20 protein-coding genes are annotated in these 20,176 nt (G+C 69.0%); 8 read left to right on the top strand and 12 right to left on the bottom strand.

The window, feature by feature from the left end; all coding sequences use genetic code 11:
* Positions 1–76 precede the first annotated feature (76 nt).
* The 3 genes from ACIRRA_RS26305 to ACIRRA_RS26295 all read left to right on the top strand — a co-directional run bounded on the left by ACIRRA_RS26305 (position 77) and on the right by ACIRRA_RS26295 (position 2,438).
* The gene (locus tag ACIRRA_RS26305; protein ID WP_402773123.1) at positions 77–1,489 is read left to right on the top strand and encodes a PLP-dependent aminotransferase family protein; all 1,413 of its coding nucleotides are present in this window, start codon (positions 77–79) and stop codon (positions 1,487–1,489) included.
* An 88-nt stretch (positions 1,490–1,577) separates the two neighbouring features.
* Positions 1,578–2,018: a nuclear transport factor 2 family protein gene (locus ACIRRA_RS26300; protein WP_402773120.1), complete on the top strand. Its 441-nt coding sequence runs from the start codon at positions 1,578–1,580 to the stop codon at positions 2,016–2,018.
* Positions 2,019–2,123: 105 nt separating this feature from the next.
* Complete coding sequence (locus ACIRRA_RS26295) at positions 2,124–2,438, top strand: hypothetical protein (RefSeq protein ID WP_402773118.1); 315 nt, start codon at positions 2,124–2,126, stop codon at positions 2,436–2,438.
* 69 nt (positions 2,439–2,507) lie between these two features.
* Here the strand turns inward: ACIRRA_RS26295 and arc are convergent, their stop codons facing one another.
* The gene (gene arc / locus ACIRRA_RS26290) at positions 2,508–4,268 is read right to left on the bottom strand and encodes a proteasome ATPase (RefSeq protein WP_402773116.1); all 1,761 of its coding nucleotides are present in this window, start codon (positions 4,266–4,268) and stop codon (positions 2,508–2,510) included.
* 273 nt (positions 4,269–4,541) lie between these two features.
* Here arc and ACIRRA_RS26285 point away from each other — a divergent pair, with 273 nt between their 5' ends.
* The gene (locus tag ACIRRA_RS26285; protein WP_402773113.1) at positions 4,542–4,958 is read left to right on the top strand and encodes a hypothetical protein; all 417 of its coding nucleotides are present in this window, start codon (positions 4,542–4,544) and stop codon (positions 4,956–4,958) included.
* Between the two features lie 34 nt (positions 4,959–4,992).
* On the top strand, positions 4,993–5,418 hold the full coding sequence (locus ACIRRA_RS26280) for a hypothetical protein (RefSeq protein ID WP_402773110.1): 426 nt from the start codon (positions 4,993–4,995) through the stop codon (positions 5,416–5,418).
* Between the two features lie 119 nt (positions 5,419–5,537).
* Here ACIRRA_RS26280 and ACIRRA_RS26275 read toward each other — a convergent pair whose 3' ends face one another.
* Positions 5,538–6,371, bottom strand: coding sequence for a tRNA (adenine-N1)-methyltransferase (locus ACIRRA_RS26275; protein ID WP_402773108.1), 834 nt, complete (start codon positions 6,369–6,371; stop codon positions 5,538–5,540).
* Positions 6,372–6,474: 103 nt separating this feature from the next.
* On the opposite strand from ACIRRA_RS26275, the gene ACIRRA_RS26270 reads away from it, so the two are divergent.
* Positions 6,475–7,332 (top strand): RecB family exonuclease, encoded by an 858-nt coding sequence (locus ACIRRA_RS26270; protein ID WP_402773105.1) that lies wholly within the window; start codon positions 6,475–6,477, stop codon positions 7,330–7,332.
* A gap of 11 nt (positions 7,333–7,343) precedes the next feature.
* Here ACIRRA_RS26270 and hisG read toward each other — a convergent pair whose 3' ends face one another.
* The 6 genes from hisG to ACIRRA_RS26240 form a co-directional block, all read right to left on the bottom strand.
* Positions 7,344–8,195, bottom strand: a complete 852-nt coding sequence (hisG, locus tag ACIRRA_RS26265) for an ATP phosphoribosyltransferase (RefSeq protein ID WP_402773102.1) — start codon at positions 8,193–8,195, stop codon at positions 7,344–7,346.
* Between the two features lie 107 nt (positions 8,196–8,302).
* Positions 8,303–8,566, bottom strand: coding sequence for a phosphoribosyl-ATP diphosphatase (locus tag ACIRRA_RS26260; protein ID WP_033085388.1), 264 nt, complete (start codon positions 8,564–8,566; stop codon positions 8,303–8,305).
* 43 nt (positions 8,567–8,609) lie between these two features.
* A complete protein-coding gene (locus ACIRRA_RS26255; RefSeq protein WP_402773098.1) occupies positions 8,610–10,412 on the bottom strand; it encodes a choline/carnitine O-acyltransferase in 1,803 nt (600 codons plus the stop codon).
* 192 nt (positions 10,413–10,604) lie between these two features.
* The gene (locus ACIRRA_RS26250; protein ID WP_402773095.1) at positions 10,605–11,966 is read right to left on the bottom strand and encodes an NAD(P)/FAD-dependent oxidoreductase; all 1,362 of its coding nucleotides are present in this window, start codon (positions 11,964–11,966) and stop codon (positions 10,605–10,607) included.
* Positions 11,967–12,034: 68 nt separating this feature from the next.
* Entirely contained in the window at positions 12,035–12,865 is an 831-nt protein-coding gene (locus ACIRRA_RS26245) for a class I SAM-dependent methyltransferase (RefSeq protein WP_402773092.1), read from the bottom strand.
* A gap of 14 nt (positions 12,866–12,879) precedes the next feature.
* A complete protein-coding gene (locus ACIRRA_RS26240) occupies positions 12,880–13,779 on the bottom strand; it encodes an arpA protein (RefSeq protein ID WP_402773089.1) in 900 nt (299 codons plus the stop codon).
* Positions 13,780–14,081: 302 nt separating this feature from the next.
* On the opposite strand from ACIRRA_RS26240, the gene ACIRRA_RS26235 reads away from it, so the two are divergent.
* Positions 14,082–14,996, top strand: a complete 915-nt coding sequence (locus ACIRRA_RS26235; RefSeq protein ID WP_402773086.1) for a toprim domain-containing protein — start codon at positions 14,082–14,084, stop codon at positions 14,994–14,996.
* On the opposite strand, the gene ACIRRA_RS26230 is transcribed toward ACIRRA_RS26235, so the two are convergent.
* Positions 14,914–15,957 (bottom strand): helix-turn-helix transcriptional regulator, encoded by a 1,044-nt coding sequence (locus tag ACIRRA_RS26230; protein ID WP_402773083.1) that lies wholly within the window; start codon positions 15,955–15,957, stop codon positions 14,914–14,916. The genes ACIRRA_RS26235 and ACIRRA_RS26230 overlap by 83 nt on opposite strands.
* A gap of 117 nt (positions 15,958–16,074) precedes the next feature.
* Here ACIRRA_RS26230 and ACIRRA_RS26225 point away from each other — a divergent pair, with 117 nt between their 5' ends.
* Entirely contained in the window at positions 16,075–17,199 is a 1,125-nt protein-coding gene (locus tag ACIRRA_RS26225; RefSeq protein WP_402773080.1) for an epoxide hydrolase family protein, read from the top strand.
* A 48-nt stretch (positions 17,200–17,247) separates the two neighbouring features.
* Here the strand turns inward: ACIRRA_RS26225 and ACIRRA_RS26220 are convergent, their stop codons facing one another.
* The 3 genes from ACIRRA_RS26220 to ACIRRA_RS26210 form a co-directional block, all read right to left on the bottom strand.
* On the bottom strand, positions 17,248–17,619 hold the full coding sequence (locus ACIRRA_RS26220; RefSeq protein WP_402773078.1) for an MmcQ/YjbR family DNA-binding protein: 372 nt from the start codon (positions 17,617–17,619) through the stop codon (positions 17,248–17,250).
* Positions 17,620–17,693: 74 nt separating this feature from the next.
* The gene (locus ACIRRA_RS26215) at positions 17,694–18,365 is read right to left on the bottom strand and encodes an HAD family hydrolase (RefSeq protein ID WP_402773075.1); all 672 of its coding nucleotides are present in this window, start codon (positions 18,363–18,365) and stop codon (positions 17,694–17,696) included.
* Positions 18,366–18,445: 80 nt separating this feature from the next.
* The gene (locus ACIRRA_RS26210; protein WP_402773072.1) at positions 18,446–20,155 is read right to left on the bottom strand and encodes a serine/threonine-protein kinase; all 1,710 of its coding nucleotides are present in this window, start codon (positions 20,153–20,155) and stop codon (positions 18,446–18,448) included.
* Positions 20,156–20,176 lie beyond the last annotated feature (21 nt).

Genomic DNA, 20,176 nt, shown 5'->3' with positions numbered 1-20,176 from the left:
AGGAAACGATTTCGTGACCGTAAAACCTCCGGCGCGCCCGTCGGAGCCGCACCCGTCTCCCTCGCACACTGAGTCTGTGACCGCCGAATCCGCCGCCGACCTGGCCGCCGCCGCACACGACCGCACCGCGGCCGGGATCGCGGCCGGAATCGGCCAGCGGATCCGGTCCGGTGCGCTGACACCCGGCACCCGGCTGCCCACCGTGCGCGAGGTGGCCCGGGAGCTGAAGGTCTCCCCCGTGACGGTCAACCAGGCGTGGCGGGCACTGGCGGCCGCGGGGGCGATCGTGGCGCGCGGCCGGGCGGGCACCTTCGTCCAGGACGCGCCGCACGCGCCGCGCGCGCCCGCGGCCGGACGCTATCAACGCCTCCACCCCCACTCCGACAGCGTCTTCCGCATCGACCTCTCGCGCGGCACCCCCGATCCGGCGCTGTTGCCCGACCTCACCGCCGCCTTGCGCGGTCTCGGGGACGACGGCCGCATCGACGACCTGTCGGCCACCTACCTCGGCGAGGCCGTGCTCCCCGAACTCGAGACCGCCGTTCGCGCGGACTGGCCGGCCCGCGCCGAACGGTTCACCATCCTCGACGGCGCGCTCGACGCCGTCGACCGCCTGCTCGCCGTCCACGTCCGGCTGGGTGACGCGGTGGCGGTCGAGAACCCGTGCTTCCCGCCGTTTCTCGACCTGCTGGCCCGGCTCGGGGCGCGTCCGGTTCCCATCGACCTCGACGAATCCGGCATGCGTCCGGATCGGCTGGCCGCCGCCCTGGCGGCCCGCTCCCCGGTCCTCGTGCTGCTCCAGCCACGCGCTCAGAACCCCACCGGCGCCTCGCTGTCGGCCCGGCGGGTGCGCGAACTGGCCGACGTGCTGGCCGACGCCGCCGTCGTCGCGGGCGGCACGCCCGTCATCGTCGAGGACGACCACAGTTCGGGCATCACCCACGCGCCCCTGCGCTCCCTCGCCGCCCGCCTGCCGACCCGCACCGTGCACATTCGGTCCTACTCCAAATCCCACGGTGCGGACCTCCGCCTGGCCGCCGTCGGCGGCCCCGCCGATCTGCTCGACCCGCTCCTCGAACGACGCATGCTGGGACCCGGCTGGACCAGCCGTCTGCTCCAGCGGGTGCTGCTGCACATGCTCACCGACGATGCCGCCCGCACCACCGTCACCACGGCCCGCGGCGTCTACCGCGCACGCGCCGACGCCCTGCGAAAAGCCCTGTCCCACCACGACATCCGCCTCCCCCGCGGCGATGGGATCAACCTCTGGTTCCCCGTCGCGGACGAGAACGCCGCCATGATCTCCCTGGCCGCCGCCGGGATCAAAGCGGCCCCGGGCGGCCCGTTCGAGGTGACCGACCACCCTCACACCGACCACCTGCGCCTCACCGTCGCCGCCCTCACCGACTCCGAAATCCCCGAGGTGGCACGGCATCTCGCCACCGCCGCGGTGGCCGTGCCGACCTACCGCCGGATCCGGCGGGCCTGACGCCGCATCCCACCCAGTGGGCAACCGCGGGTCACTCCTGCTCCGGCGCAGTAGGAACGATGCTGACCCCGTTTTATCGAGGAGCCCCATGAACAAGCTGGAAACCCGACTCGCCCTGCGCGAACTCACCGAGCGCTACGCCTCCCACGCCGACCGCCGCCGCGACGCGGCGATCGCCGAACTCTTCACCGAGGACGGGACATTGGTCATCGAGTGGGGTGGCAGGCAGCCTACGACGACGGTGCGGGGCCGCGCCGAGATCGAGGCGGCCATGCGGCCCCTCGACCGCTACCGCGCCACCCGGCACGTGATCGCCAACCAGCTGCTCGACTTCTCCGATGACAGCGTGCGGGGCGAAACCTATTGCACCGCTTCCCATGTCTACGACGATGCCGACGGCTCCCGGGTCTTCGTCATGCACATCCGCTACGACGACACCTTCGCCCGCGACGGCGGCGCTTGGCGGTTCCGGCAGCGCCGGCTCATCGTCGACTGGACCGAGGATCGGCGGCTGCGCACCACCCGGTGATCACGGTCCCAGCGTGTGATTGCCCCCACCGCGACCATGCAGTCCGTTAAAGTCGCCCGGCACGAACCGATGCTCGCCGTCAATCGACGTTCCATGGAGGGGTACATGAACACGATCCAGCAGGACCGCAGCCCCATCTATGTTTTCGAGGCCCACGACTTCCTCACCCCCAGCGACCCCGACTTCTGGAACCCGCTGGTCAACCGTGCCCGCCTGACCTCGCCGTACGGCACCACGACCCGCATCGTCTGCTCCGGCTTCCACGGCGTCACCACCAACTGCGTGCAGGCCGACGCCGACGGCAACCCGCACGCGCTGAAGCGGCTGCCGTTCAACTTCCCGAACGTGAGCGGCTCCGGCGCCCCGGGCGACGGTGTCTCGCACTGGGTCTACCCCGGCTTCATCCCCGGGATCAGCTGACCGGCACCGGCATCCACGCACGCGAAGGGGCTCGCATCCGAAAGGATGCGAGCCCCTTGCTTTTCCGGCCTACAGGTACTGGCCGGTGTTCGACTCGGTGTCGATGGCGCGGCTGGCGCTGGCGTTCTTCCCCGTCACCAAGGTGCGGATGTAGACGATGCGCTCGCCCTTCTTACCCGAGATGCGGGCCCAGTCATCGGGATTCGTGGTGTTGGGCAGGTCCTCGTTCTCGGAGAACTCGTCCACGATCGAATCGTAGAGATGCTGGATACGCAGACCCGGATTGCCGGTTTCCAGGACGGACTTGATGGCGTACTTCTTGGCCCGGTCCACGATGTTCTGGATCATGGCACCGGAGTTGAAGTCCTTGAAGTACAGGACCTCCTTGTCACCGTTGGCGTAGGTGACCTCCAGGAAGCGGTTGTCCTCGGACTCGGCGTACATGCGGTCCACCACGCGTTCGATGGTGGCCTGCACGCACTTGCCGCGATCGCCGTCGAACTCCTGCAGATCTTCGCTGTGCAGCGGCAGCGTCTCCGTCAGGTACTTGGAGAAGATGTCCTGCGCGGCTTCGGCATCCGGGCGCTCGATCTTGATCTTCACATCCAGGCGGCCGGGCCGCAGGATCGCGGGATCGATCATGTCCTCACGGTTGGAGGCGCCGATCACGATCACGTTCTCCAGGCCCTCGACGCCGTCGATCTCCGAGAGCAGCTGCGGCACAACGGTGGTCTCCACATCGGAGGAGACACCCGAACCGCGGGTGCGGAAGATCGAGTCCATCTCGTCGAAGAACACGATGACGGGGGTGCCCTCGGACGCCTTCTCGCGGGCCCGCTGGAAGATGATCCGGATGTGGCGCTCGGTCTCACCCACGAACTTGTTGAGCAGCTCGGGACCCTTGATGTTCAGGAAGAACGACTTGGCTTCCTTGGCATCCTCACCGCGCGCCTCGGCGATCTTCTTGGCGAGCGAGTTGGCAACGGCCTTGGCGATCAACGTCTTACCGCAACCGGGCGGACCGTAGAGCAGCACGCCCTTGGGCGGGCGCAGCGCGTACTCGCGGAACAGATCCTTGTGCAGGAACGGCAGTTCGACCGCGTCGCGGATCTGCTCGATCTGGCGCGAGAGACCGCCGATGTCCTCGTAGCCGACATCCGGCACTTCTTCGAGCACCAGGTCCTCGACCTCGGCCTTGGGGATGCGCTCGAAGGCGAATCCCGCCTTGGTGTCGACCAGCAGCGAATCACCCGGCCGCAGTTTGCGAATCGGACGATCCGGATCCTCGAGATCATCCACATCGACCAGGGCGGACAGCGGCCCGGACAACCAGACCACCCGCTCCTCGTCGGCATGCCCGACGACCAGCGCGCGGCGCCCGTCGTCGAGAATCTCACGCAGCGCGCCGATCTCACCGATGGAATCGAAACCGCCCGCCTCGACCACGGTCAGCGCCTCGTTGAGACGCACGGTCTGCCCGTAGTGGAGGGTGGTGGTGTCGATATTCGGCGAACACGTCAGCCGCATCTTGCGCCCGGAAGTGAACACATCGACCGTCTGATCGTCGTACACGCCGATGAGGACGCCGTAGCCCGAGGGTGGCTGGCCGAGGCGATCCACTTCCTCACGGAGAGCGACCAGTTGCTGGCGCGCTTCCTTCAAGGTGTCCATCAGTTTGGTATTGCGAATCGTCAGCGAATCAACACGCGCTTCCAATTCCCGTGTGCGATCCGGCGTGTCGGCGAGTTGCCTCCGGAGTGCAGCGGCCTCGGCGCGTACTGCCTCGAGTTCCCTCCAGGCGGCCGAATCCGAATGTTCGATGGGGCTCATGATGCTGCTCCTCCCAGTCCCGGTCTATCAACGCTACCGGGCTCTAACCGTTCCCGCTTTCCGACATGGTTTCGTCGTGATCACATCTAGGCTGCGGCCTCCAGGCCGGACGAGCATGTTAGCCTGCCCTAACCTGTTTCCGGTGAGTTAATCGCCGGACCGAGCCGAAAGGCGCCGTTGATGCTCCTTCCCACCAGTCGTACTCCTGGTATGCGCAACGTCACGCGGACGCTTCGTGTTTCCGTGGCTACCGTCGCGGCCTTCACGGCCGTTATGGCAACTGTGACCGGCTGCGGCTCCGACGACAAGGGTTCTTCGTCCTCGACCACCACCGCATCGGCCACCGCCGCCGCGCCCGCGCCGACCGCGGACGCCCTGCAGAGCGTCCTCACGGCCTTCGCCGACCCGGCGAAGCCGGCTGCCGACAAGGCCAAACTAGTCGTCGACGGCGACAAACGTCTCGGAAATATCGACACCATGAACCAGGGCCTGGCGCACTACCAGGTCGGGTTCACCGTCGGCGAGATCAAGCAGGACGGGTCCAAGGCCGACGCGAAGGTGTCGGTGACCTCGCCGCACGGCACCATGCCCGACGTCCCGATGACCTTCCAGTACAGCGACGGCGCGTGGAAGCTCTCCGACGCCGGCGCCTGCACCATCCTCGGCATGGCCCGCGCGGCCTGCCAGTAGCCGCCCACTCGAATTCCGAAAGGCCCGTTCGTTCATGCTCGCTCGTTCCGTTCGCCTGTCCCTGGTCGTCGCCGCGGCCGCCGCCGCCCTGACCTCGGGCGCGGGCCTCGCCGGCGCCGACACCCCCGCGCCCTCCGCCGACGAATTACAGTCGACGCTGACCCGCTTCACCGACCCGGCCGTGCCCGCCGCCGACAAGGCGAACCTGATGGTCAACGGCAGTGCGCGCACCTCGAACATCGAGACCATGAACCAGGGCCTGGCCAACTACGGCAGCATCGGCTGGACCGTCTCGGGGGTGCAGGTCGATGGCGACAACGCCAATGCCTCGGTCGCCATCGTCTCCCCGCACGGCACCATGCCCGGCGTGCCCATGAGCTGGCAGCACACCGACGCGGGCTGGCAGCTGTCGGAGAACACCGGCTGCACCATCCTGGCCATGGGCAAGGCGCCCTGCTGACGCCGTGAGACCGCTTCGCGATCGGCCGAACACGACGACGCGCCCCCGCCGTTCAGTGGCGGGGACGCGTTCGTTCCGAGGCCGGATCCGGGCATCGAGATATTTCTTCCCGGCGCGCCCTAGCCCTTGGACGGGCGGCGCTGGGGCTTGGGGGCGGTGACGCCGTCGGCGAGGCGGCGGGCCTTGACCAGGAAGGCGGTGTGGCCCTGCATGCGGTGTTCGGGGCGCACCGCGAGGCCGACCACGTGCCAGGGCCGGACCATGGATTCCCAGGCGGCGGGCTCGGTCCAGCAGCCCTGGCGGCGCAGCGCCTCGACCACCTCGGAGAGCTGGGTCGTGGTGGCCACGTAGGCGAGGAAGACACCGCCGGGGATGAGGGCCTTGGAGACGGCCTCGAGGGCGTCCCAGGGCTTGAGCATGTCGAGGACGACCCGGTCGACCTGTTCGCCGGAGTAGTCCGCCACGTCGCCGAGGGTGAGTTCCCAGTTGGCGGGGCGTTCGCCGAAGAAGCGCTCGACATTCTTGACCGCGTGCTCGGCGTGGTCGTCACGGATCTCCCAGGAGATGACCTTGCCCTCGGGGCCGACCGCACGCAGCAGCGAACAGGTCAGCGCGCCCGAGCCGGCGCCGGCCTCCAGGACCTTCGCGCCGGGGAACATGTCGCCCTCGTGGACGATCTGGGCGGAGTCCTTGGGGTAGATGACCGCCGCGCCGCGCGGCATGGACAGCACGTAGTCGGTCAGCAGCGGGCGCAGGGCCAGGTAGGGGGTGCCCTTGGCGGAGTTCACCACGCAGCCCTCGTCGGCGCCGATGAGGTCGTCGTGGTTGATGTGGCCGGCGTGGGTGTGGAATTCCTTGCCCGCCTCCAGGATCACCGTGAACTTGCGCCCCTTGGCGTCGGTCAGCTGTACCCGGTCACCGATCTGGAAAGGGCCGGTCCGTCTGGCCGTCATGAATCTCCGTTCTGCGTGGTTGTGGTGAAGTCGTGCGTCGCCGCGAATGTGCTGCGCCGGATTCGTGCGCACCTTGTCGGTGCCGGCGTTTAGCCTGCCAGGTATGTCGGTTGACGTGATCAGTACCCCGGAGACAGAGCAGTTCGCTCCGCGTGGGCCCGCCCTGTCCCCCTCGCGCGCAATCGATTTCAAACAGTGCCCATTGAAATACCGGCTGCGGGTCATCGACCAGATTCCGGAACCGCCCTCGCGGGCGGCGGTGCGCGGCACGGTGGTGCACGCGGTGCTCGAGGCGCTGTTCGGGCTGCCCGCCACCGAGCGGGATGCCGAGGCCGCGGCCGCCCTCGTCGAGCCCGCCTGGGCCGGAGTGCGCGAGTCGCGGCCCGAGGTGGAGTCGCTGATTCCGGCCGAGGAGCTGCCCGGGTTCCTGGCCGAGGTACGCAAGCTGGTGGGCGTGTACTTCCGGCTGGAGGATCCGTCCGGTTTCGATCCGGAGTCGTGCGAGACCTTCATCGAGGCCGACCTCCCCGATGGCACCCCGTTGCGCGGCATCGTGGACCGCATCGACCGTTCGGCCGATGGGGAACTGCACGTCATCGACTACAAGACCGGCCGCGCCCCGGGCCTCACCTACGAGACCCGGGCCCTGTTCCAGCTGAAGTTCTACGCCCTGGTCCTGCTGCGCACCCAGGGCCGGGCCCCGGCGGAACTGCGGCTGATGTACCTCGCCGACGGCGTCACTCTCACCTACGCGCCGGACCCGGAGGAACTGCTGCGCTTCGAGCGGATCCTGTCGGCACTGTGGGCGGCCATCGTGACCGCCGCCGAGACCGGGGAGTTCCCGCCCAGCCCGAGCTGGCTGTGCGAGTACTGCGATTTCAAGCGACTATGCCCCGAATTCGGCGGCACCCCACCGCCTTTCCCGTCCGGCGAGGACGAGCCGGAGTCCGGCCCGTCCTGACCCGACCGGAATCAGAAGGCGCGGCAGGACCGGATGTCGGTGGCCAGGATCGCCTTGGCGCCCAGGTCCGCGAGCCGGTCCATGAGCTCGTTGCCGTTCTTGCGCGGCACCAGCGCGCGCACCGCGACCCATTCGGGATCGGTGAGCGGTGACACGGTCGGCGACTCCAGCCCGGGGGTGATCTTGACGGCCTCCTCGAGCAGCGCCTTGGGGCAGTCGTAGTCCAGCATCAGGTACTGCTGGGCGAAGACCACGCCCTGGATGCGGGCGATGAGCTGGTTGCGGGCCTTGTCGTGCTGGTCGGCGCCCTTGGCCTCGATGAGCACGCCTTCCGAGGAGCACAGCGACTCGCCGAAGGCGACCAGGTTGTGCTGGCGCAGGGTGCGGCCGGAGCCGACCACATCGGCGATGGCGTCGGCGACACCGAGCTGGATGGAGATCTCGACCGCGCCGTCGAGGCGGATGACCTCGGCCTCGATGCCGTGCCGGGCCAGGTCCGTCAGCACCAGGTTCGGGTAGGAGGTGGCGATGCGCTTGTCGTAGAGGTCCTCGACCTTCCATTCGCGCCCGGCCGGGGCGGCGTAGCGGAAGGTGGAACGGCCGAAACCGAGGGCGAGCCGTTCCTGCACGGGCGCACCGGAATCCAGGGCCAGGTCGCGGCCGGTGATGCCGAGGTCGAGCTCGCCGGAGCCGACGTAGATGGCGATGTCCTTGGGCCGCAGGAAGTAGAACTCGACCTGGTTGGCCGGGTCCAGCACGCTCAGCTCACGGGAATCGGTGCGCTTGCGGTAGCCCGCCTCGGACAGGATGGCGAGGGCGGATTCGGAGAGTGCGCCCTTGTTGGGGACGGCGACGCGAAGCATGGGAGGTCCTTTCGGAACGGGAAGGGAAGACGGGGTCGACAGGGAACGAGCGAACGGTGCGCCGCACCCAGCCCTGGAATAGGCACGGCGTGCGGCGCACCGGCGCGTCACAGATGTCGGTACACGTCCTCGAGCCGCAGCCCGCGGCCCACCATCAGCACCTGCACCCAGTAGAGCAGCTGCGAGATCTCCTCGGAGAGTTCCTCGTCGCTCTGGTACTCGGCGGCGATCCAGACCTCGCCGGCTTCCTCGAGCACCTTCTTGCCCTGCGCATGCACGCCGGCGTCCAGGGCGGCGACGGTGCCCGACCCCTCGGGGCGGTTGGCGGCACGATCCTGCAGCTCGGCGAACAGGGCTTCGAAAGATTTCACGGGGAGTGATTCTTTCAGACGGGCGCACACTCCCCGCAATCGGTTATACGGTGAGCAGTTCGGCGAGTTCGGTGACTGCCCCGCGCAGCTGCTCGGCGAAGTCGTGCATCTGCTGGGCAACGTGCTTGGGCGTGGCCAGGTAGAGGTTCCAGCGGTCGGGCAGCAGCACGTAGGCGATGCCGATGCACTTGGGGCTGGTGGAGCCGAACCCGAAGTACTGGATGTTCACCGACGGCGCGGAGCTGGTGCTCAGGTAGTCGTCGCGGGTAATGGTCCAGCCGGGGCTGTCGTAGAAGGCCATCGGGGCCGTCGCGCCGAGGTGTTCGCCGCGGCGGCGCTGGATCCACTGCAGTTCCCACAGGTGTTGTTCGGGGGCCTCGCCGCGCTGGCATTCCTGGGCGCGGCGCACGTGTGCCTCGGCGGCGGTGCGCAGGGCCACCAGTTTGCGGTCCCGGTCCACGGCCGGATCCTCCATGGCGGCAACGAAATCCAGCATCTCCTGCGTGATCACGCGCATGGCCTCGGTACGGCCGTTGCGGAACTGGCGGGTGGCGATGGATTCGTAGGTGGCGCCGTTGAGGCCCTTGCTGCGACGATGCGCGAGCTGATAGCTCAGCTGCGCGAAGGCGTCCGGGGAGATGCCCAGCCGCTTGGCGCGGTTGGTGCCGAAGTCGAACGACACCGTGGTGGTGGCGTTGTCGGCGGCGTACTGCGCGAAAGACGCCGCGGCGGAGGCGATCTCGGTCTTGGATTCCGGGCCGAGGACGAACTCGACGGGTTCGATGGCGGGCAGGCCCTGCGCTTGCGCGCCCGACCGTTCGGCATGGTCGCTCACCGGCGCCTCGAGCAGGGTGTCGACGAAGGACAGGATGGTGGTGCCGTCCAGGCCGCAGTGCTCGACATTGATGCCGGCCTCGCCGTCGGCGAAGACGATGAACGACACCGACTTGTCGAACCAGCGGTTGCCGCTGTCGCCGTGCAGCAGCTGGTCGCAGGCATGCAGGGTGTCGCGGGGCGCGAAGTCCTCGAGGCAGACGCAGAACAGCGCGGTCTCGATGGTGTCGAAGGCGGCGGCATTGGCGGGCCGCAGGGCGGCATAGACCGGCGCCCAGTCGGCACGGGCGAGGGTGGTGAGGTGCCCGGGCGAGGTGTTCGTGGGGGCGCGGCGCGCACCGGCCTTCATGACGGCGCGCAGGCCGTCGGCGAGGTCCTCGGGTGTGTAGGGGACGCCGCCGGAACCGACGACGTCCATACGGAACATGGTGCCGCGGTAGAAGACCACGATGTGGCGGGCGTCCGAGGGGCCGGGCCAGGCATCGCTGTAGGGCACTCGCACGGTGTCCTGGGGCGCGTCCGGTATGCGCGTCTCGGAGAACAGGAACTTGTTCTGCGCCATATTGAGTCGCGTGCCGCGCTGGGTGGCGGGCGGGATCTCCTCCTTGTCCAGGCGCAGTTTGTAGCCGACGGTCGCGGCGATAAGGGCGGCGGCGCGCTCGCTCTGGTCGGCGCTGGTCGAGGAGGCGAGGGCGGTGTCGTCGCGGAACAGGAAGAAGAAGTTCGCATTCAACGCGATCCGGTCGCGGCGGCCCAGGTATCGGGAGGGCCAGAACTCGTCGAGCCAGCTGCCCACGCCCGGGGTGTCGTCGAACCGCTGCAGATCGGCGTGCAGGGTGCGGGCGGGGCTGTCGGGGCGCAGCAGATCCTCGACGGCGGCCGCGGTTGCGGCGTACTCGTCGGAAGTCAGCAGGGGCGCGCACCAGTGCAGGAAGCGGGTGCAGCTCTCCTCCAGGGTGGGCAGCGGGACGCGGGGCAGCTGCTCGTCGAAGGCGAAGGTGCTGTCGCTCAAGGGGTGTCCTCGTGGGGTCGTCGGATAGGGGCAACCTGGCTTTTGCACACACGTGACCGTCCCCCTGGCGGTCACCGCACCCATTCTTGCCATCGAAACCGTCCGAGCGCCAGGCTTTCGCCCGAAACCACACACGGTCCGGCCGGGATGTGGATTTACTGCGCCACAATAGTTTTCATGCGAGTTCCGGAGTCACTGGGGATCACCGAGCTCCTTCAGCGTCCGCGGCACCTCATCGGCCTGCAGATAGCAGCCGGACTGCTCGAATCCGCCGATGGTGTGGGTCTTGTAGTCGCCGTAGCCGATGCGCAGGAAGTCGTCGCCGCTGAGGCCGTGCACGGTCCAGTCGAAGGCCACGCGGGCGCGGGCGACGACCGTGCGCAGCGCCATCAGGTGGTAGCTGCGTGCGACGAATTGCGCTGGGATGCCGCGCAATCCGATGCCCAGCGGCCGGGCCAGCGCGTCGCGGCCGCCGAGGTCGACGACCATGCCCAGATCCGGATGCCGGTAGGGCTCGGGCTGTCCGCCGCGCAGGGTCGCGAGCAGGTTCCTGGCCATGTGCTTGCCCTGGCGCATGGCGTGCTGGGCGGTGGGCGCGCACACCTTGTCGCCGCCGTCGGCCACGTCGGGCACCGCGGCGGAGTCGCCCATGGCCCACACCCCGGGCAGGCCGGGCACGGAGAGGTCGGCCTGGGCGATGATGCGTCCCTTGTCGGTTTCCGCGCCGAGGTGCCCGGCCAGCGGGCTCGGCGTGACGCCGGCGGTCCACAGCACGGTGCGGGAGGGGATGAATCGCCCATTGGTGAGTTTCACCCCGTTGGCGGTCACCTCCGCCGCCGACGCTCCGGAGATGAGTTCGATTCCGCGTTCGGCCAGAATCCTTTTCGCCTCGGCGCCGAGCCGCTCCCCCAGCTCGGGCATGATGCGGTCGCCGTGGGTGACCAGGTGCCACCGCACCATGCCCCGTTCTGTCTCGGGGAAGAAGCGCTTGGCGGCGGCGTGGCAGACCTTGTTCAGGACCGCGGCGGTCTCGGTCCCGGCGTAGCCCGCGCCTATGGTGACGAAGTTGAGCCGTTCCCGGTCCTCGTCCAGTCCGCCACGCAGGGCCGCAACGTCCAGCTGCCGCAGCACGTGGTCACGCAGGTACATGGCTTCCGGCAGGGTCTTCATGCCGAAGCCGTGTTCCTGGAGCCCGGGCACGTCGAGGACCCGGGTGATGGAGCCCGGGGCCAGGACGAGATGGTCGTACTCGAGGGCGGTTTCGCGGCCGGTGGATCGGCGCACCACCACCCGCCGGGTCTCGTGGTCCACCCCGACCGCCATGCCCGGCACCACCTCGGTGCGGCGCAGGATCCGGCGCAGGGACACCGAGATCGACCTCGGGTTGAGGGTGCCGGAGGCTACCTGCGGCAGTAGCGGGAGATACAGCAGTCCGGCATCGGGCGAGACGAGCTGGACGAACGCCTCGTCGGGCCGCACTCGGCGTTCCAGATATCGGGCGCACTCGACGCCCGCGAAACCACCGCCGATAATTACGATCTTCGCTGGTGCCACCGATTCACCGTAACAATCGCGGGGAGTTTTCAGGTGAATCCGGGATGTGAATTCGATGTGCGACGCGATCAGTGTTCGGTCGCGACGCTGAATTTCGGCCGGGACAGATACAGCTGGGCGTAGAGCCACCCGTCGGATTCGGCGCCGGCGGGGTCGATTCCGCTGTCCGCCAGGGTGTTCAGCACCCGCGCCTGCTCGTCCGCGGAGGCGAAGCGCCGCTGGCGGAACACGCCGGGTGCGCGTTCGGTGCGGTAGCCGAGGGTCTCCAGGTGGGCGGCGATGGGGTCGAAGGAGAACATGCGCAGCACGAAATGCGCCATCCAGGGCAGTTTTCCGCCGTGCGCGCGGGCCACCCGCAGCAGGGTGCGTTCGGAGATGTAGCCGACGCAGCCGGTGGAGATGACCAGGTCCGCGGCGGCGAGGGTGCGGCGCTGGGCCTCGGTGGGGTCGGACGATTCCAGGTCGGCGTGCACGGCGTCCTGGAGGAAACCGGCGGCGCCGGCGTAGTCGAGGGCGGGGCGGGAGGCGTCCATGCCGATGAAGCGGACGCCGGGGAGCTGATCGTGGGTGTGCAGCAGCTGCCGGTCGCGGTCGATGAGCGCGGCGGTGTCGTCGGTGTCGCGGCCGCGGTACCGTCCGGCCAGGTCGGTCATGGTGGTGTCCAGGCGCAGCAGGGCCGCGTTCACACCGTAGGAGCAGCCGATGTCCAGGACGGCGGGGGTGGCGATGCCGGTGGCCGATCGATACTCCGCGAGTAGACCCTGGAAATGCGGTTTGGCCAATTCCGGTATCTGGTAATCCAATTCGGCCATGCGCGCGTAATACTCGCGTGGATCGGGGCGGTCGTAGATGTGGTCGAACGAGGCTTTTCCGGTGGAGCTGTGTAACGAAACCGGCACGCGCTGGTCCCCTCTCAGTCGAGCAGTCGATCGCCGCGGACCTCACCGACGGCCAGATGATCCGGCAGCACCCGCCCGAACAGCTGCCGGGTCCGCTCGGCGGTGCCTATCAGTCCCGGGGTGTCGCTGTAGGCGAAGATCGCCGAATGCCGTTGCGCCGTCCCGCCTACGGGCGCGACCCGGTGCAACGAGAATCTCCCCTGGAACAGCTGCAGATCCCCCGGCCGCAACTCCAGCCGCCGGATGAACCGCTCCCCCTGCCCCGTCAGCACGGCCCGCACATCGGCGAGGTTCTCCGCCTCCCGCGACCGGATGTTCGGGCAATACTCGAACACCCCACCGCATTCCGGCTCCTGCGTGAGCATGCTGACGGTGAACTCGTTGGTATCGAAATGCCACGGATGCGACATTCCCGGCGCGACCACGTTGAGGCACAACCCCGCCAGCGGGTCGGTGTACTCGTGCAGCTCCGCAAGCCCGAAGCAGTCCGCCACGAACCGCTGGAACCGGCGGTCGGTGTACAGCCGCTGGATCAGCGCGTCCGCGGGAATGAGATCCCTTGCCACGAACGCGTTCCCGCGGCGCAGCACGATCCGTCCCGGATGGTCGGGCGGGAGATCGGCATCGAGGGGAATGTTGTAGGCGTTGACGTCCTCCACGGTGTAATACGCGTGCGGAGCCAACGCCACCCCCTCGCCACGCAAGGTATTCAGCAGCTCGGGCCTGATGAACCCGCGCAACACGCAGCATCCATCCGCAGCCAGCTCCGCCCGCGCCTCTCCCACCGCCGCCAGCCACGCCGCACTCCCCGGCGAGTCCAGCGGATACTTCCCGACATCCACCCCGGGCACCGGCCCACCACCCGCCACCGCATCGGCTTCCCACGAGTCTGCCCGACCCCCGACCGCAACCATGCGGACCATTCTTGCCGCCCGAACGCCCGACACGCCCGAGTTCCACTCCGATTGTGGATACTCACTAATCCTGCGCCCCAGCAGGTTTCATGCGGTAAAGGTCGTCAGCTATATGGCAGCCACCATCGACCGTCGCGACTCTACGCCACCCGGATCAGCCGATATCCACCGCCCGGGCCGGTCCATCCCGCACCAGGGCGACGCCGCCATCAGGCGCTTGATTTCGGTTGCGCTACAACCGGATTCATGACGGTTGACAACGCTCCTCAACGGGGTACACCGGTAGTGAGAGGACCGGCGTGATGGGCAGTCAGGGATCGTGGGAGACCATCAACCGGGCGCTGAATCGGGTGTCCGGGCCGGGGAGGCGCGGCACCGAGTGGACCACCTATCTGTGTCCCGTTCACGAGGCGGATGGGCGGCGCCATCGGCCTTCGCTGGGGGTCGTGTACAACCTGCAGCGGCAGCGGACGGTCGTCCGGTGTTTCGCCGGGTGCTCGGATGAGGAGGTGCTGGAGCGGCTCGGGCTGCGGGTGCGGGACCTGTTCGATGCGCCGGCGGAGCCGCGGGGGTCGCTGACGCGGGGGACGGTGGAGACCGGGCTGGCGGATCGGGCCATTTTGGCTGCGGGGCTGGCGCTTTCGGTGCACAAGCGTGACTTCGGTCCGCCGATCGGACGGCCGCGGCGGGTGGCGGCGTACATCTACCGGTGGCCGGATGGCAGTCCGGCGGGGTGTGTATTCCGGGTTCGGACGCTGCATCGACAGGGGTATGTGAAAAGCTTCTATCAGCAGCACCGGACCGAAACTGGTTGGGAGTACGGCGGATTCGCGCATCTTCCGTTCCATTTGCCGGAGGTGATCGACGCCATCGACGTCGGCGGCGACATCTTCGTCTGCGAGGGTGAGGCGGATGTCCTCACCGCCACGCATGCCGGATTGACCGCCACCTGCAATGCGGGCGGGGCGAACGGGTGGCATCGGGAGCATGCCGCATGGCTGTGCGGCGCGCATCGGGTGTGGGTGGTCGCCGATCGGGATGCGCCGGGGTATCGGCATGCGGCGAAAGTTGCCGCGTCACTGGTTGATTGCGTGGATGAGCTGCGGGTGGTGCAGGCTCGGGACGGGAAGGATCTCACCGATCACTGCAATGCGGGGCATCAGGTGTCGGAACTGGATCCGGTGCCCGTGCTGGACGAGCACTATCGCGGGCGGTGACTCGGCCGGCGGGGCCGACGGCGCGCTGGTAGCGGTCGATCAGAGTGTGCAGGGCGGCGACCAGTTCGGGGGAATCGACGATGTCGAAGTCGGCGTCGAGCAGGCCCAGGTAGAGGGCGAGCATTTCGGGGTGGTCGGAGCCGGGCTCGAAGGCGCAGCGGTTCTCGCCGAGTTCCTCGATGTCGATGGGGATCGGGATGCGGGCACGGACGTGGGCGGCGGGGGCGTGCACGATCACCCGGGCACGGAAATGCCACGTCGCCGAGCCTATTCCGCGTTCTACGTGTGACGCGATCTCGGAGTCGGGCGGCAGGGGGCGCGGGGTGAAGCGCGGTCCGGCCGGGGTGCGCGGGTCCATGCGGTCGACGCGGAAGGTGCGCCAGTCACCCCGGTCGAGATCCCAGGCCACCAGGTACCAGCGCTGGCGGTGGTTGACCAGGCGGTACGGCTCGACCGCACGCCGGGAGGATGCGCCCGAGTGGGTCCGGTAGTCGAACCGCAGGCGTTCGTGGTCGCGACACGCGGCGGCGATGGCGGTCAACGTGTCGGCGGCGACCCGGGGCCCGCGCATCGGAACCGGCAGCGCGTTCTGGAAGGCACTGACCCGGTGCCGCAGCCGTGACGGCAGGACCTGCTCCAGTTTGGTGAGCGCGCGCAGCGAGGTCTCCTCGATGCCGAGAACCGAACCGCTTGCGGCGGTGTGTAATCCGACGGCCACCGCGACAGCTTCGTCATCGTCGAGCAGCAGCGGCGGCAACGCGCCACCGGCCCCGAGCCGGTATCCGCCGTCCACGCCGGGCCGCGCTTGCACCGGATAGCCGAGTTCGCGCAGCCGATCCATGTCCTTGCGGATCGTGCGCGGGGTGACCTCGAGCCGTGCGGCGAGTTCGGCCCCGGTCCAGTCGCGCCGGGATTGCAGCAGCGACAACAGCCGCAGCAGACGGGCGGAGGTTTCCAACATTTCTCGATGGTATCCGCGAATTGCGGAACGAACTGTTCCGCAATAATCCATACCGTGGTGTCGAGCAGAAGATGAAGAGCCTCCGGCGAGGTTCTCCCTAGTGAACGGAACAGCCTGATGAGCACCGAGATTCACCCCTTCACCCTCGACGTTCCCCAGTCCGACCTGGACTACCTGCACGACCGACTGGACCGCGCCCGCTGGGCCGCCCAGCTGCCCGGCACCGGCTGGGAGCGCGGCATTCCCGAGACCGCCCTGCACGACCTGGCCGACTATTGGCGCACCGAATTCGATTGGCGCGCTCAGGAAGCCAAGCTCAATGCCTTCCGCCAGTTCACCACCGAGATCGACGGCCAGCTCATCCACTTCCTGCATGTCCGCTCCCAACGCCCCGATGCCCGGCCGCTGCTGATCACCCACGGATTCCCCAGCTCGATCGCCGAGTTCATGGGCCTCATCGGCCTGCTCACCGACCCGGCCGAAGGCCCGGCCTTCCACGTGATCGCCCCGTCGCTGCCCGGCTACACCCTGTCCACGCCGCTGAGCGCCATCGGCTGGACCATGGCCCGCGCCGCCCGCGCGTGGATCGAGCTCATGGCCCGCCTGGGATACGACCGCTACGGCGTGCACGGCGGCGATGTCGGCAGCGGTGTCTCGGGCCTGGTCGCCGCCCTGGACCCCGAGCACGTCACCGGCGTCCATGTGGTCACCGACCCGCTCACCGCCGCCAATGTCGCGACTTTCCTGCCCGGCATGGCCGACGGCCTGGACCCCAACGACCCGATCGACAAGGTCATCCTGGACCGGATGGACGCCTTCCGCCGCGAGGGTTCCGGCTACCTGGCCATCCAGAATTCCCGCCCCCAGACCATCGGCTACGGCCTGGTCGACTCCCCCCTGCTCCAATTGGCTTGGATCGCCGAGAAATTCGAGGCGTGGACCGACCTCCCCATCGACCGCGACCAACTCCTCACCACCGTCAGCCTCTACTGGTTCACCGGCTCCGGCGCCTCCGCCGCCCACACCCTCTACGAGCAGTCCCACTCCACCGAATGGGGCGCTCCCCCGTCGGTCCCCCAGGGCTTCGCCATCTTCGGCGCGGACGAAACCGTCCGCCGCGTCGTCCCCGCACCCGCCGACGCCCACTGGACCGAATTCGAACGCGGCCTGCACTTCCCGGCCATGGAGGCCCCCGCCAACCTGGCCCGCGACCTCCAGACCTTCTTCGGCCCGCTGCGCTGATTCCGCAAAACCGACCGGGCCCGGCGCTATCGCCGGGCCCGTGCCGCGTCACTCCGACACCGTGCGCCGATCCAGCTCCGCCACAAGCCGTTTCGCCGCCACCACTCGATAGGCGTCCTCGACGATCTCCCCGATCTCGTCCCACGCCACGGCCGTATCCAGATACACGCCGAGCCACCCGCGATGCCCCACATACGGCGGCCGGAAGAACCGCTCCGGCTCAGCGGCCACCAACTCGTCCTGCACCCCCGCCGGCGCCGCACACCAGAACCCGACCCGCTCGTCATGATGATGATCCGCGAACATCACGAACATCTTCTTCCCACCCGCGAACCAGCACGGTTCCCCATGACTGACCCGCTCGGTCACCTCGGGCAGCCCGGTGCACACACCCCGCAGCAACTCCAGCACGCTCTCCATACCCGCAGGCTAAGCGACGAACAACCCACAGCCTTGGACGAATGGGAACCCCGGCGGGGTCATCGTGTGCGCAGTCAGCCGATTCCGGCGGGGACGAGATCCCCGAGGTCGGTCAGGGTCAGCCCGACCAGGCTCTCGCGGAAGGTCCGGCCCGGTGCGTCCGGCACCGCGACCTCGCACGGCACCACCAGCAGCGCGCAGCCGGCGGCCTGGGCGGCGATCGAGCCGGTCGGCGAATCCTCGATGGCGACCGCGTTTTCCGGTGCGACGCCGAGGAGTTCGGCGGCTCGGAGGTAGACGTCCGGGGCGGGCTTGCCGTGAGGCACCTCGTCGGCGCAGACGGTGGCGCCGAAGAACTCACGGCCGATGGTGTTCAACCCGTGCTCCGTCAGCGACCGCTTGGTGTTGGTGACCAGGGCCATCGGGATACCGGCGGCCTGCACCATTTCCAGCGCCTCGCGGGCACCGGGACGCCACGGCACCGGACCGTGGAACAGTTCGGTGACCCGTCGCTCCATCCAGTGCGAGGCCGTGGCGACGGCCTCGCGGGTGTGCTCGATACCCAAGCCCTCGAACAGAATCCGGAAGGCGTTCGGGCCGGACGCGCCGATCAGCGCATGCCGGACAGCGTCGGTCAGCTGCCGCCCGTACTCCCCGGCCAGTTCGCGCAATGCCATGTCCCAGAGCCTTTCCGAGTCCAGCAGCGTTCCGTCCATGTCCCACAACACCGCGTCCAACCGCGCCACCGACTCGAACTCCTTCCGCACCACCTGAACCAAAACCGGCTCCGCCGCGGGCGGAGCCGGTTCAGCCTATCGGGGACCGATCACAGACCCGAGGCCGCGATCATCAGGTGCCCGGTCGAAGAGTCGACCTGGATCCACCGGTTCTCGGTGGACACCTGCCCGTTCTTGAGCACGTAGGTCAGCGCCACCACCGCCCGGTTGTCGCCGTTGGGCGTGACCGCGCCCACGCTCACCGACGAGATGGTGCCCCAGAACTGCGCGTAGGCGTTGTAGCCGCCCGTGGAGGCCTGGTAGCCGGGCGACAGCACCGACCACGCACCGCTGACATTGCCGGGGAGCATGCCGTAGTAGCCCTGGATGAACGAGGCCACCGAGGTCGCCGGCGGCGGGCCGAACGGTGTCGTCGAGGACGGCGGCACGGTGGTCGTGCTCGGCCGAGCCGAAGAGGTCGGCGCCACCGACGAAGTCGGCGCGGGCGTGGTGGTCGGCGCGTGCGTGGCCGCACCCGCCTCGCCGTTGCGCGTGGGCTGCTGGGCGCCGCCGTCGGCCTGGCCCATATTGTCCGGGGAGGTCGCCGGAATCGGCGAGGCCGCCGCGGTGACCGAGCCCCCGTTGTTCGCCAGCGGCTGGTTGCCGCCGCCGCTGTTGCTGCTGACCGCCACAGCGATCACGACGGCCACGACGAGTGCGCCCACCACGCCGGCCGCCACCAGCACCAGCTGCCGCGGATTCCGGGCCGCGCCACCGGTTTTCGCTGCGCCGGTCGCGCCCGGCGGCGGCGTACCCGGCACCGTCCCGCGCGGCGGCGACGCATCCGTGGCCATGTCGACGTGCACGGTGGCGTCGGTGGCATTACTGGGCGCGCCGCTGCGCGAGGTCGACATCACCGTCGTGGCGGCCGAACCGTCCACGGCGGCAGCGGCACTCATCGCGGGCAGCACCTCGGTCTGCTGGATCGGCGCGACCGGGGCCCGCCCCTCCGCCACCGCCTGCAGCCGTTCGGCCGCCTGCACCATGGTCGGCCGGTCCGCGCCCTCGGCCGCGAGCAGGTCCATCAGCACCGGCGCGAGCGCCGCGGCGTGGGTCGGCGGCGGCACCTGGGCGCGCGCCACCGAGTGCAGCACCGCCAGCGGGTTGTCGCCCTCACCGAAGGGCGGCTTTCCCTCGACCGCCGCGTAAAGCGTTGAGCCCAAGGCGAACACGTCGGAGGTCGGCTCCGGGTTCTCGCCCCGCGCCACCTCCGGCGACAGATAGGCGGGCGTGCCCGCCAGGAATCCCGTGGACGTGACGGTCACGTCCCCGGTGGCCCGCGAGATGCCGAAGTCGGTGATCTTCACCGTCCCGTCGTCGGCCACCAGGATATTGGCGGGCTTGACATCCCGGTGCACGATCCCGGCCTTGTGGGCCGCGGCCAGCGCATCGGCCACCTTGGCCCCGATCCGCGCCACCTCGACCGGTTCGAGTCGCCCCTTCTCCCGCATGAGCGCCGCCAGGCTGACGGCGTCCACGTATTCCATGACGAGCCAGGGCTGGCCGTCCTCCTCCGCCACGTCGAACACGGTGACGGCGTTGGGGTGATGCAGTCGCGCCGCGATGCGCCCCTCACGCATCGCCCGCATCCTGGCCTCGACGGCCTGAGACCGGGTCAGCCCCGGCGTCAGCAGCAATTGCTTGACCGCGACCGTGCGCCGCAGCCGAACGTCGGTCGCGCGCCACACCACCCCCATCGCACCGGTGCCGATCGGATCCGTTAGCCGGTACCGCCCCGCAATCAGCCGGTCTGCGCTCATGTGGTTGTGCCCCTCCTGCTG

Origin of the sequence: Nocardia sp. NPDC101769 (assembly GCF_044766925.1) — a bacterium.
Taxonomy (GTDB): Bacteria; Actinomycetota; Actinomycetes; order Mycobacteriales; family Mycobacteriaceae; genus Nocardia.
The sequence above is the reverse complement of the archived record's forward strand: the minus strand, read 5'-3'. Positions and strand labels throughout refer to the sequence as shown.